Annotated in this window: 9 protein-coding genes and 1 tRNA gene; 4 read left to right on the top strand and 6 right to left on the bottom strand. The window is 69.6% G+C overall.

Annotated features, from left to right (window positions below):
- Positions 1 to 783, bottom strand: a 783-nt coding sequence (locus tag G6020_RS05310) for a crotonase/enoyl-CoA hydratase family protein (protein ID WP_182609912.1), incomplete at its 3' end; no start/stop codon positions are given.
- A gap of 178 nt (positions 784 to 961) precedes the next feature.
- Complete coding sequence (locus tag G6020_RS05305) at positions 962 to 1,786, bottom strand: alpha/beta hydrolase (RefSeq protein ID WP_182609911.1); 825 nt, start codon at positions 1,784 to 1,786, stop codon at positions 962 to 964.
- Positions 1,787 to 1,832: 46 nt separating this feature from the next.
- Between G6020_RS05305 and G6020_RS05300 the strand changes: the two genes are divergently transcribed.
- On the top strand, positions 1,833 to 2,438 hold the full coding sequence (locus tag G6020_RS05300; RefSeq protein ID WP_182609910.1) for a TetR/AcrR family transcriptional regulator: 606 nt from the start codon (positions 1,833 to 1,835) through the stop codon (positions 2,436 to 2,438).
- Positions 2,439 to 2,579: 141 nt separating this feature from the next.
- Here G6020_RS05300 and G6020_RS05295 read toward each other — a convergent pair.
- Positions 2,580 to 2,652 (bottom strand) — tRNA-Thr (locus G6020_RS05295).
- Positions 2,653 to 2,774: 122 nt separating this feature from the next.
- Positions 2,775 to 3,986, bottom strand: coding sequence for a DNA polymerase III subunit delta' (locus G6020_RS05290; RefSeq protein ID WP_182609909.1), 1,212 nt, complete (start codon positions 3,984 to 3,986; stop codon positions 2,775 to 2,777).
- Between the two features lie 72 nt (positions 3,987 to 4,058).
- Here G6020_RS05290 and G6020_RS05285 point away from each other — a divergent pair, with 72 nt between their 5' ends.
- A complete protein-coding gene (locus tag G6020_RS05285; RefSeq protein WP_182609908.1) occupies positions 4,059 to 5,642 on the top strand; it encodes an adenylate/guanylate cyclase domain-containing protein in 1,584 nt (527 codons plus the stop codon).
- Between the two features lie 78 nt (positions 5,643 to 5,720).
- On the opposite strand, the gene topA is transcribed toward G6020_RS05285, so the two are convergent.
- Positions 5,721 to 8,696, bottom strand: a complete 2,976-nt coding sequence (gene topA, locus G6020_RS05280; RefSeq protein WP_182609907.1) for a type I DNA topoisomerase — start codon at positions 8,694 to 8,696, stop codon at positions 5,721 to 5,723.
- Between the two features lie 615 nt (positions 8,697 to 9,311).
- Between topA and G6020_RS05275 the strand changes: the two genes are divergently transcribed.
- The gene (locus G6020_RS05275) at positions 9,312 to 11,312 is read left to right on the top strand and encodes a 2-oxoacid:acceptor oxidoreductase subunit alpha (protein WP_182609906.1); all 2,001 of its coding nucleotides are present in this window, start codon (positions 9,312 to 9,314) and stop codon (positions 11,310 to 11,312) included.
- Positions 11,313 to 11,336: 24 nt separating this feature from the next.
- Positions 11,337 to 12,407 (top strand): 2-oxoacid:ferredoxin oxidoreductase subunit beta, encoded by a 1,071-nt coding sequence (locus G6020_RS05270; protein ID WP_182609905.1) that lies wholly within the window; start codon positions 11,337 to 11,339, stop codon positions 12,405 to 12,407.
- 69 nt (positions 12,408 to 12,476) lie between these two features.
- Here G6020_RS05270 and G6020_RS05265 read toward each other — a convergent pair.
- On the bottom strand, positions 12,477 to 13,073 hold a 597-nt coding region (locus G6020_RS05265; RefSeq protein ID WP_182609904.1), incomplete at its 5' end, for an NRDE family protein.

Here is a 13,073-nt window from a genome sequence, read left to right as displayed (position 1 = left end):
TGCGCGCTTCTCCCCGAACGCCGCGAGCGCCTCGCGGTGATCGGCGGTGTGGTGCGCGAGCGCCTGCATCGCCGCCGAGAGCTCGAGCAGCGACTCGAGCGACTGGTGCTGTGACTCGCGGAGCAGCTTCTTGGCCATCCGCACCGCGTGCGGCGGGTTCTTGGCCACCCGTGCGGCGAGGGCGTGGGCCGCCTCCAGCAGGTTCTCGGGCTCCACGACCTCGTTGACCAGCCCCCACGCGGCGGCCTGCTCGGCCTTGACGCGATCTCCGGTGAGCGCCATCTCGGCCGCCCGGGCCGGGCCGATGGCCTTGGTCAGCAGCCATGCGCCGCCGTCGCCCGGGATGATCCCCAGCTGGACGAAACTCTCGGCGAACCACGCCTTGGTCGAGGCCACCCGCAGGTCGCACATCACCGCCAGGTCACAACCCGCGCCCACCGCGGGGCCGTTGACGGCCGCGACCACCGGCACCTCGCAGTGATACAGCGCGCGGGGGATCCGCTGGATCCCTCCCCGGTAGCCGTTACGGAGCTCGTACGGGCTACCCCCGAACATCCCCGCCTTGTCGACCATGTCCTTGACGTTGCCGCCGGCGGAGAACGCCGAGCCGGCGCCGGTGAGCACGACGGCCCGGACGTCATGGTCGGCATTGACCGCTGCGACCCGGTCACACAGGGCGTCGACGATCGCAGGATCGGAGATGGGGTTCCGGGAATCCGGCAGGTTGAGTGTCCACGTCTCGATGTGGTCGGCTCGCTCGACGAGCAGAGGGGAGGTAGTCATCAGGGATCCTTCGGTCGAGGGGACGCCAATTCGCGCTATCTAACTACGTAATCCGTTACTCGACTGTAGCGAGCGGTCGTCGTCACCGCCAGTGTTCGCCATATCGGCAGAGCCGTGCTCCGATGGGTTCGGCGGTCCCCCACCGGGGAAACCCCAGGATGGCCGAACACCTCGCGCATCAGCGGCGATCCAGCCCCGCCCAGAACTCGCCCAGGGCGAGGAAGGTTGACTCGGGCTGTTCGAGCGCGGGTATCACCCGCGCCCCGGACACCGTCGACTCGCGTGCGTCGATCATCTCGGCGGCGACCGCGCGGGCCTGCTCCGGCGTCCACTCGCCGCGGTCGTCGGTGGTGACGAACAGGACCGGGCACGTCACCTCCAGTGCCGCCGAGAGCAGGTCGACACGATTGAGGATCGCGGTCTCGATGGCCCGAATCGTCGCCGTGCGCCCCGCCCGGTCGAGCGCACCACGCAACACCTCGACGGCCTCGGGATCGTGCGCGCGGGTGCGGTCGGTGAAGATGGTCTCCTCGATCGCGGACCTCACCGGCCCGCGGGGCCCGATCAGCCGGTAGAGCGGGACCAGCATCCGGACCTTGCGGCGGAGGAGTCGATTAATCGGGCGAGTCGGCGCGCTGACGGCGACGAGACTGCGGATCAGGTCGGGCCTGCGAGCGGCCACCTCCATACCGACGTGACCACCCCACGCATTGCCGAGCCAGTCGACCCCGTCCTGCCCGGACGACCCCCGGACATGCTCCAGCACCTCGATCGCGGCGTCCGCACATGCGGAGATGTCCGTCGCCTCGCGCAACGGGTCACTTCTCCCGCAGGACGGTGCGTCGATCAGGTGGAGACGATGGGCGCCCTTCAGCAGCGGCACGAGTCGGTTCCAGCTCGTCGAGTCGACGAACATGCTGTGCCACAGCACGAGTGGCGGGCCCTCGCCGACCACATCGACGTGGAGCCGGCCGAGCCGCGTATCGACGAATCCTGAATCCATAATTGACATTACACATCGTAAACTCAATTCTGTCTAGACTCGGATCATGGCCAGGACCTACTCGTCGGAGCTCCGTGCGGAGCGGGCTCGCCTCAACCGGGCGGCAGTGGTGGACGTCGCGCGGGAGATGTTCATCGAACGGGGATGGGTGGCCACGACGATGTCCGACGTCGCCTCCGCCGCAGGCCTCACCCGGCAGACCGTCTACCAGCAGTTCGACGGGAAGCTCACCCTTCTCGACACCTGCATTGATCTGTCGTCGTCTGATGGCGCGAACTCCCCCGTCCGCGAGTTGCCGGACTACGTCAAGATGGGCGAGGGAGCTGTCGAGGACCGCCTGGCCGCCGGCGCGAGATGGCTGCGCGGGGCGCACGAACGATCGGCCGCCATCCAGTACGTTCTCGACGAGGCCGCCGTCGTCGACGACGTCGCCGCGGGGCGACTCGCAGAACGGGAACGCACCCGTTGGGACGAGGTGCGGTGGGCCTCCGGGCTCATCCTCGGATCTCCTCCCCCCGACGCGGTCGTCGACGCGATGTGGATGCTCACCGGCAGATCCGTGTGGTTGAGACTGACGCGTGAACGAGGGTGGACACCAGAGCAGTGGGAGAGTTGGTTCGTTCGCCACGCTCGCGTGGAACTGCGCTGCTGAGCTTTCTGGCGCGAAAGCCCTGAGGAGACCTGGTCTACCCAGACCGGACAGTCGGGAACTCCCTACCGCGACATGACTGGGGCTCCGACGCAGAACGCCCCCGCCCTCGGTTTCCCGAGATCAGGGGCGTTCTTCCATCTGAGCCGCGTGTCGGAATCGAACCGACGACCTTTTCATTACGAGTGAAATGCTCTACCGACTGAGCTAACGCGGCGAGCCCTTGTGGGGCGACGCAACTATATACGACCGGCTCTCGCCGCCGGAAAACGACCGGTACCCCGGGTGCGGGTGGCCTCCACCCTGGTACATCGACCCTGGTACATCAACTCTGCTCCGTCAACCCAGCGCCTCGCGTATCGCCCCCACCATCGCGGACACGGCAAACTTCGGCTTCACGTTGACCTCGATGGCGGCGCGACACTCCTGGATAGCCTCGATGGCCCTCAGCACCGACGCCGGCGGATAGTGCCCCCCGAGGCGCGCCGACTCCTCCGCCTTGTCCGGGTGAACCGGGGCGACGTCCGCCACTCCGAGGCCGGCCATGAGCGCGTCCCGGTAGAAGCCCGCCAGGTCGACCAGCGCCAGGTCCAGCGAATCACGGGTGGAGCGGGTCCGCCGCGACTTCTGCGCCTTCTCCAGCTCCTTCACCGCGCCCGCGGCGCCGCGACCCGCCGCCACCGCACCTTTTCCGGTGCCGCCCACACCCATCGCGGTGCGCAGTTCCTCCACCTCACGCTCGTCGTTCTGGGAATTTCGGGCGAGCGCCTCCTGCTCTGCGGCGCTGACCAGACGGTCCGCCAGCGGGAACGCCCGGCCGGGGTTGTGCATGACCATGGGCAGCTCCAACACCACGTCCCGGCGATCCCGGGTGGCCTCGTCGGTGGCCAACCACCGGGCGCGGCCGATGTGTCCGGAGGAGACCGCCGCAGCCCACCGCGCCCGCTCGGGGTCGATCCCCCCGCCGGCGAGGAGCGCGCTCTCGACCGCGGTGGCGTCCGGCTGACGAAGCGCGACGTTCCTCGACCTGGACCGCAGGGTGACCATGATGTCCATGGGGTCCGTCGTGGGCGAGCACAGCAGGAACACCGTGCGGCTCGGCGGCTCCTCCACCACCTTGAGCAGCGCGTTGCCGGACTGCTCGGTGAGCCGGTCCGCCTCCTCCACCACCACGATCTGCCAGCGACCGGTGCTGGGGCGGCTGGCGGCGCGGTGGATGGTCTCCTTGACGTCCTTGAGAAGGATGTTGACGCCCTGCGGAGCCAGGAGGTGGACATCCGCGTGGGTCCCCGCCAGCACGGTGTGGCAGGACCGGCACTCGCCACAGCCCACGATCTCCGGGTGTTCGCACTGCAACGCGGCGGCGAAACACGTGGCGGCGACGCTCCGTCCGCTCCCCGGTGGACCGGTGAACAGCCACGCGTGGACCATCCGCGCGTCCGACTCGTCCCACCCCTGGCCCGGCACCCGCGCACGCGCCGCCGACGCCGCGGCGGTCAGCTCCGCCACGACGTCGGACTGACCGGCCAACCGATCGAACACCCCTGGCATGGCCCCACCATATCGCCGCACTACGTCACACCTGCGTTCCCGTGACGAGCCCCGGGAACTACCCTTGACCCAATGGAGCGTTGGGTCAGGCTGTTCCGGTGGCTGTGGGCCACCCCCTGGCCCGTCTATGCCCTCACGATGGTGCAGGCCAACATCATCGGCGCGGTCTTCGTCTTCGCGTTCCTGCGCTTCGTCCTCCCGATGGACCGCTTCCTCGACCTGGACCAGTTCCGGTTCCTCAACCAGTACCTGTTCATCGGCTACCTTGTGCTGGCGTTCATCGGCGGGGTCATCGCGTCGACCCTGCTCCTGCTCCCGGTACTCCGGGTCGACCGGTCAGGTGAGGAGTTCGGCGGGGCGATCCGCAACCGGGCCCTGCGGCTGCCCTTCCACCAGGCGCTCATCTCCGGGGCCATGTGGCTGATCGGCACCATCGTCTTTGTCGTCGCCAACGTGGCCCACTCCCCCCGCCTCGCCCTGGTGGTGGGCGTGACGAGCATCCTCGGCGGGACCACCACCTGCCTGATCTCGTACCTCCAGGCCGAGCGGATCATGCGGCCGATCACCGTCCGCGCCCTCGCCCAGGGCGTGCCGGCCAACCGGCACGTCCCGGGGGTCCGTCGACGGATCTTCCTGGGCTGGGCGCTCACCACGGTCATCCCCGTCGCCGGGATCCTGCTGATCCTCACCGGGCAGTGGGTCGGGCTGTTCGGTGACGACCCCGGGCACATCCTCGTGGCGCTCGCGGTGATGGCCAGCGTCGCCGTGATCGCCGGCGCGATCGGCATGGGCCTGGTCTCGGACTCCATCGCCGACCCCGTCCGCGAGATGCAGGCGGGCGTCGGTCGGGTCAAGAAGGGCGACCTCGAGGCCCGCGTCACCATCTACGACAGCTCCGAGATCGGCCGACTGGGCCAGGGCTTCAACGAGATGGTGACCGGCCTGCAGGAACGCGAGGCGATCCAGGACCTCTTCGGTCGCTACGTGGGCGAGGACGTCGCACGCAACGCGCTCGAGCGGGGCACCGAACTGGGCGGGCAGGAACGCCAGGTCGCGGTGCTGTTCGTCGACCTCACCGGTTCGACGGAGTTCGCTGCGGCCCACGAGCCGGCCGAGGTGGTCTCCGTGCTCAACGACTTCTTCCGGATCGCCGTCGAGTCCGTCGACACCAACGGCGGGTACATCAACAAGTTTCAGGGCGACGCCCTGCTCGCGGTGTTCGGTGCGCCCATCGAGGTCGAGAACGAGGCCGGTCGGGCGCTCCGGGCCGCCCGCGCCCTCCAGAGCCAGCTCGCCGGGCTCTCCCCGCTCTCGGCGGGCATCGGGGTCTCCTACGGCACCGTGATCGCCGGGCACATCGGACACGCCAAGCGCTTCGAGTACACCGTGATCGGTGATCCGGTCAACGAGGCCGCACGCCTGACCACCCTGGCCAAGTCCGAACAGGGCCACGTCCTGGCGTCGGCCGCCGCGATCCGCAACGCCGACGCTCCCGAGGCGGCGAGGTGGGTGCTGGGACGCAGCGTCGAACTGCGTGGGCGCGGCATCATGACGCAGCTGGCCCGGCCGCTCCGGCCGACCCTCGCGGACCGGTGGCAGGCCGGGAACGTGGCACTGCGCCCCACCGTCGAGGGTCTGGACACCGCCGACACCTGATCAGCTCCCTCCCCACCCCCACCGTCGGCGGACGCCGTCGCCCGGTTGGCGGGGTGGGGAGGGTCGGTCGCGGTCGGGTCAGCGCCCCGCTGTGGCCTTCTTGGCCGGCGACTTCCGGGCCGGGGCCTTCTTCGCCGCGGCCTTCTTCGGCGGGGACTTGGCACGCCGCTCGGACAGCAGTTCCGAGGCGCGCGCGTCGGTGAGCGTCTCCACGGTGTCGCCCTTGCGCAGGGACGCGTTCGACTCCCCGTCGGTCACATACGGCCCGAACCGCCCGTCCTTGACCAGCATCTGCTTGCCGGAGACCTCGTCGACCCCCATCTCGCGCAGCGCCTTGGGTGCGGCGGCCTGCCGGCCCCGACGCTTGGGCTCGGAGTAGATCTTCAGAGCCTCTTCGAGCGTGATGGTGAAGACGGCGTCCTCGGTGTCCAGGGTCCGCGAATCGGTGCCCTTCCGCAGGTAGGGACCGTATCGGCCGAGTTGCGCGGTGATCTCCTCACCACTCGTGGGGTCGACGCCCAGCACCCGCGGCAGCGACAGCAGCTTGAGTGCCTGCTCGAGCGTGACCGTGGCCGGCTCCATCGACTGCATGAGCGACCCTGTCCGCGGCTTGGGGCCGGTGGGGTTGTCGGACTCCTTCTTGGCCTTGCGGGTCACGGCGGACTTGGCCTTGGTCGCGGCCTTCTTGGCCTCCGCCTTGGCCTCGTCATCCTTCGCGGCCGCCATCGCGGCGTCGCGCTCGGCGTCGATACGCTTCTTCTCCGCCTCGGCGTCGGCGAGCACCTTCCTGGCCCACTGCGCCTTCTCCGCGTCGGTGGGCTCGGGCAGCTTCTCGGTGACGTAGGGGCCGAATCGGCCGTCCTTGACCACGATCTCGTGACCGGTCTCGGGATCCACGCCCAGCGGACGCCCGTCCTGCGGGGTGGCGAAGAGTTTCTCGGCCACCTCGAGCGTGAGCTCGTCGGGGCTCATCCCCTCCGGCAGGTTGGCGCGCTGCGACTCCTGCTCGCCGCCCTCCCCCGCGACCATGCGCTCGAGGTACGGACCGTAGCGCCCGACACGGACGTGGACCGGTCGTCCCTCGGAGTCGTCGAAGACCCGGATGGAGTTGATGCTGCGGGCGTCGATGGCCTCGAGGTTCACGTCGATGAGGTTCTTGAGCCCGACCGCGTGATCCCCGTCCCCGGCCGACCCGGCGCCGTCGGGGTCACCGAAATAGAAGCGACGCAGCCAGTCGTCGCGGTTCTCGCGCCCCTCGGCGATCTCGTCGAGCTCGTCCTCCATGAGCGAGGTGAAGTCGTAGTCCACCAGTCGACCGAAGTTCTGCTCGAGCAGACCGATCACGGCGAACGCCACCCAGCTGGGTACGAGGGCGTTGCCCCGCGAGTACACGTACCCACGGTCCTGGATGGTGCGGATGATGCTGGCGTAGGTGGAGGGGCGGCCGATGCCCATCTCCTCCATGACCTTGACCAGGCTCGCCTCGTTGTAGCGGGCCGGCGGGCTGGTGGTGTGGCCGTCGGCGGACAGATCCGAACCCGTGAGCGCCTGCCCCTCGCTGAGCCGGGGCAACCGCCGCTCGGCGTCGTCCGCCATGGGCTTGTCGGACGACTCGGTGGACTCCTCGGCGGCCTCGACGTACGCCTTGAGGAAGCCGGGGAACGTGATGGTGCGGCCCGAGGCCGCGAAGGTGGCCCGGCTGTACCCGGACGGGTTCTCGCCCGCGGCGCCCGTGATCCGGATGCTCACCGACGTGCCCTTGGCGTCGGCCATCTGGGAGGCGACCGTGCGCTGCCAGATGAGCTCGTACAGGCGGTACTCCTCGGCATCCAGCGCGCTGTGCAGCTGACCGGGCGTCGCGAAGGACTCCCCGGCCGGGCGGATGGCCTCGTGCGCCTCCTGGGAGTTCTTGACCTTGCGGGTGTACTGACGCGGGGTGGGCGAGACGTACTCGCTGCCGTACAACTCCGTGGCCTGCGCACGCGCGGCCGACATGCCGCCCTCGGACAGCGTCGTGGAGTCGGTACGCATGTAGGTGATGTAGCCGTTCTCGTACAACCGCTGGGCGATGCGCATGGTGCGTTCGGAGGTGTAGCGCAGCTTGCGGCCGGCCTCCTGTTGCAACGTCGAGGTCATGAACGGCGCGTAGGGGCGCCGGGTGTACGGCTTGGACTCCACGGAGTCGACCACGAAGTCGGCACCGTCGAGGGCGTCCGACAACGCACGGGCCGCGGCCTCCTCGAGCACCACCGCGTCCTTGGCCGCGCCCGTGGTCTTGAGGCGGCCGTTCTGGCCGAAGTCGCGGCCCTGGGCGACCCGGGCACCGTCCACCGCGGCGAGACGGGCCGTGAAGCTGCGCGGCTCCCCCGCGTCCCCGCCGGTGGCCTGCTGCGTCGTCAGGGTCGCGGTGATGTCCCAGTAGTCGGCGGCGACGAACGCCATGCGCTCCCGCTCGCGCTCGACGATCACGCGGGTGGCCACGGACTGCACGCGGCCCGCGGAGAGCCGCGGCATGACCTTCTTCCACAGGACCGGGGAGACCTCGTATCCGTAGAGACGGTCGAGGATCCGGCGGGTCTCCTGGGCGTCGACCAGGTCGGTGTCCAGCTCGCGGGTGTTCTCGGCGGCGGCGAGGATCGCGGGCTTGGTGATCTCGTGGAACACCATGCGCTTGACCGGGACCTTGGGCTTGAGCACCTCGAGCAGGTGCCAGGCGATCGCCTCACCCTCGCGGTCGGGGTCGGTGGCCAGGAGGAGCTGGTCCACGCCGGCCAGTTCCTTCTTGAGCTCGGCGACCTTCTTCTTCTTGTCCGCGCTCACCACGTAGATCGGCTCGAAGTTGTCCTCCGGGTTCACGCCGAGCCGCGCCCACGGCTCCTTCTTGTACTTGGCCGGGATGTCGGCGGCGCCCTTGGGCAGGTCACGGATGTGGCCGACCGACGCCTCGACCACGTAGTCGGACCCCAGGTAGGGCTGGATCTTGCGGGCCTTGGTGGCGGACTCGACGATCACCAGGCTCCGCTTTCCGCCCGATGCTGTCTGCTTGCTCGCCACTGAACTGCTCCCAACCTGCGCTGATCCATCGGCGACGTGTGTCGCCGAACTCCGGTCCCGGATACGGTACGCGTGCCGGGGCCTGTCTATGAGAATTCATACCAGGCCAGGGGCGCTCCCCGAGAGTCGCGTTCCGCCGCGGTTCCACCCCCGAGGCCGTGGACGGGCGCCGGTACTCCGCCCTCTCCTCCCCCATGCGGAGGTGGGCCGAGGTGCCCTGGTGACGGTGAGAGATCGGCGACCCGGTGGGGATCGGTGCGCGGACGCATCCCTATATATATGTCTCCGTTCGCACCGGGCCGCCTCGTCGTCGTCGTCGTGGTCGTGGTCGTCGCCGTGGCCGTCGCCGTCGCCGGCGTCTCCGGTCATCGAGGTCATCGGGCTCGCACGCCCCCGGACACCTCGCCCGGGGGCCGCGCGCACTCCCGCCGATTGGCACGGATAGACAGACCGGTCTATGGTGATGACGAGGGGGCACTACGCCTAACTGGAACGTGTTACCGTTTTCCAATTCCGCCGCGGCCACGGGTCGCGCCGGAACCGGCGTACCGTCGGTGGCCGTACGGGAGTCACGACCAGCCCCGATCATCTCAGACGCAACGGAGGTCAGCACCGGTGGGCAACTCGTCCAAGACCAAGCTGGACAAGGTGGTCATCCGCATCGCGGGTGACTCGGGCGACGGCATGCAGCTCGCCGGTGACCAGTTCACCTCGGAGGCCGCGGCCTTCGGCAACGACCTGGCGACCCAGCCCAACTACCCGGCCGAGATCCGGGCCCCCCAGGGCACGATCCACGGGGTGTCGAGCTTCCAGATCCAGATCGCGGACTACGACATCCTCACCGCCGGGGACCGCCCCGACGTGCTGGTGGCGATGAACCCGGCCGCGCTCAAGGCCAACATCGACGACCTGCCCTCCGGCGGCATCCTCATCGTCAACTCGGACGAGTTCACCAAGCGCAACCTCACCAAGGTGGGGTACGAGTCCAACCCCCTCGGCTCCCCGGCCTTCGAGGCGTTCCAGGTGCACGAGGTGGCCATGGGCACGCTGACCATCGGCGCCGTCGAGTCCGTGGACATCGGCAAGAAGGACGCCGAGCGCTGCAAGAACATGTTCGCGCTGGGCTTGCTGACCTGGATGTACGGGCGCACGGTCGACTCGATCGAGAAGTTCCTGGGCAGCAAGTTCGGCAAGAAGCCCGCCATCCTCGAGGCCAACGTCCTGGCCCTGCACGCGGGCTGGAACTACGGCGAGACCACCGAGGCCTTCGCCTCGGAGTACGAGATCATGCCGGCCCAGCTGCCGAAGGGTCGCTACCGTCAGATCACCGGCAACACGGCGATGGCCTACGGCCTGGTCACCGCGGGCAGGTCGGCGGACATGCCCGTGTTCCTGGGCACCTACCCCATCACGCCCGCCTCGGACATCCTGCACGAGTTGAGCAAGCTCAAGCAGTTCGACGTGACCACCTTCCAGGCGGAGGACGAGATCGCCGGCATCGGCGCCGCCCTCGGCGCCTCCTACGGCGGGGCGCTGGGCGTCACCTCGACCTCCGGCCCCGGCCTCGCTCTCAAGTCCGAGGCCATCGGCCTGGCCGTCATGACCGAGCTGCCGCTGGTGATCATCGACGTCCAGCGCGGTGGCCCCTCGACCGGGCTACCCACCAAGACCGAGCAGTCGGACCTTCTGCAGGCGCTGTTCGGGCGCAACGGAGAGTCGCCCGTCGCGGTGATCGCCCCGCAGTCGCCCTCGGACTGCTTCGAGATCGCCCGTGAGGCGGCGCGGATCGCGGTCACCTACCGCACCCCCGTCATCGTGCTGTCGGACGGCGCGATCGCCAACGGCTCCGAGCCGTGGCTCCTGCCGGACGTGGCCGACCTGCCGGCGATCGACAAGAACCTCGCCACCGCGCCCGCGACCGGCGCCGACGGAGAGACCGAGGCCGCCGGGGACTACCTCCCCTACGCCCGTGACCCCGAGACGCTGGCCCGCGACTGGGCGGTCCCGGGTGAGCCCGGTCTCGAGCACCGCATCGGCGGGCTGGAGAAGGCCAACGGCACCGGCAACATCTCGTACACCGCGGAGAACCACGACCTCATGACCCGGACCCGGGCCCTGCGGATCGCGCTCATCGACGTGCCCGACCTCGAGGTCGATGACCCGTCCGGCGAGGCCGACGTCCTGGTGGTGGGCTGGGGATCGTCCTACGGCCCCATCGGGGAGGCGGTCCGCCGCGCCCGCGCCAACGGCCACCGCGTGGCCCGCGCGCATGTCCGCCACCTCAACCCGCTCCCGGACAATATCGGCGAGGTGCTCGCCAAGTACCACCGGGTGCTCGTTCCGGAGATGAACCTGGGACAGCTCGCCATGCTGCTCAAGGCCCGTTTCCCGGCTCAGATCCAGCCCATCACCAAGGTGCACGGCATGGCGTTCTCGGCCGAGGAGCTGCAGACCGCCATCGAGGCGGAGTTCGCCGGGCGACTCACCCACACCGAGCACGACAAGTACCGTCTGGCGCTCGACGGGGTCATCACCACGACCGGCGAGCCCGCTGCGCGCAACCGGCGGATCGGCCACACCGCCACCGGCACCACCACCGCCAACCGAACCCGCTGACCCGCGAGCGAGGAGAGGATTTCCATGACCACCACCGAACCCGGACTCGTGGGCAGCCCGCTGCCCCTGGACGCGTTGGCCTCCGTACCCAAGAGCGATGCGCCGCAGAAGCCCAAGGACTACACCTCCGACCAGGAGGTGCGTTGGTGCCCCGGCTGTGGCGACTACGTCATCCTGGCCACCATCCGCGCCCTGCTGCCCAAGCTCGGTCTCAAGCGCGAGAACATCACGTTCATCTCCGGAATCGGCTGCTCGAGCCGCTTCCCGTACTACCTCGAGACCTACGGGATGCACTCGATCCACGGGCGCGCCCCGGCGATCGCCACCGGGCTGGCCACCGCCCGCCCGGACCAGTCGGTGTGGGTGGTCACCGGTGACGGCGACGCCATGTCGATCGGCGGCAACCACCTCATCCACACCCTCCGCCGCAACGTCAACCTCAACATCCTGATGTTCAACAACCGGATCTACGGGCTGACCAAGGGCCAGTACTCGCCCACCTCGGAGCCGGGCAAGGTCACCAAGTCCAGCCCCATGGGGTCGCTGGACCACCCGTTCAACCCGCTGTCGCTGGTGCTCGGCGCCCAGGCGAGCTTCGTGGCCCGCGCCCTGGACTCGGATCGCAAGGGTCTGACCGAGGTCCTCGAGGCCGCCGCCCGCCACCGCGGCACCAGCTTCGTGGAAATCCTGCAGGACTGCCCGATCTTCAACGACGGCTCGTTCGACCTGCTGCGCAAGGAGGACGCCGGCGACCACCTCATCGCAGTCCGCCACGGCGAGAAGATCATCTTCGGCGACGACGGGCAGCACTGCGTGATCCGCTCCGGCTTCTCGCTGAAGGTCGCGGCGACCGCCGAGGTCGACGAGGCCGACATCATCGTCCACGACGCCCACGCCGAGGACCCCTCCTACGCGCACGCGCTGGCGAACCTGTCCAGCCAGGACCTCGAGTACACCGTCACCGGCATCATCCGGCAGGTGCACCGCGAGACCTACGACGACCAGGCCCGCGCCCAGGTCGCCGCCGCCAAGGAGACCGCACCGGCGGACCTGCAGTCCCTGCTCGACGGCAGCAACACCTGGACCGTCGGATAGTCGGACACGCTGGCCGGACGGCCACACCGGCGAGACCGCCCCGGGGGCGGTCACCGCGCGGCTCTGCACTCAGAGCCGGGCGGTGACCGTCCCCGCGACGCGTCCCCGGGCGTCCCAGGTGCGCTCGACAACGTCGGCCGTACCGTGCTCGTCGATCCTCACCGCCGTCGTCGACCGGGTCCCGTACCACCGGCCGATCCGGACGAACCGCGACGACAGGCGCCACTCGTGCCAGAGCGGGACCCCCGTCCGCGGCAGGTGCCGGATCGGCGCTTTGCGGCGATCGGCGAGCAGGTCGAGCAGGGGGCCCGACCAGTCCTGACCGGAGATCGCCTCGGTGCCCAGGAGGGTTCGCACCTGCGCGACCGCGCCGACGACCTTGGGCCACGGGGTGTCGAGTGCCGCGTTGGACAGGCCGTGGACCCCGGTGCCCAACCGCATGGGCCCCCGACCGGACCGGTTGGAGGCCCACCACATCTCGTCGAGGTCGCCGGCCAGGAGGTTGACCGGCCCGTACCTGCCCAGATCGTCGACGACGTGCTGGGCGAACCCGGTCACGGGGACCGGTCCGGTGAGCGCGTCGACCGGAAGCTCACCCCGGGATGCGGCCGCCGGGCGCTCGGGGCCGCCCTCCCGGACGCTGGTGACCGCCGCCAACCGCGCCCC

It is taken from the genome of Dietzia sp. B19 (assembly GCF_014145155.1).
In the GTDB taxonomy this organism is placed as follows: domain Bacteria; phylum Actinomycetota; class Actinomycetes; order Mycobacteriales; family Mycobacteriaceae; genus Dietzia; species Dietzia natronolimnaea.
This window is presented reverse-complemented; position numbering and strand designations above follow the sequence as displayed.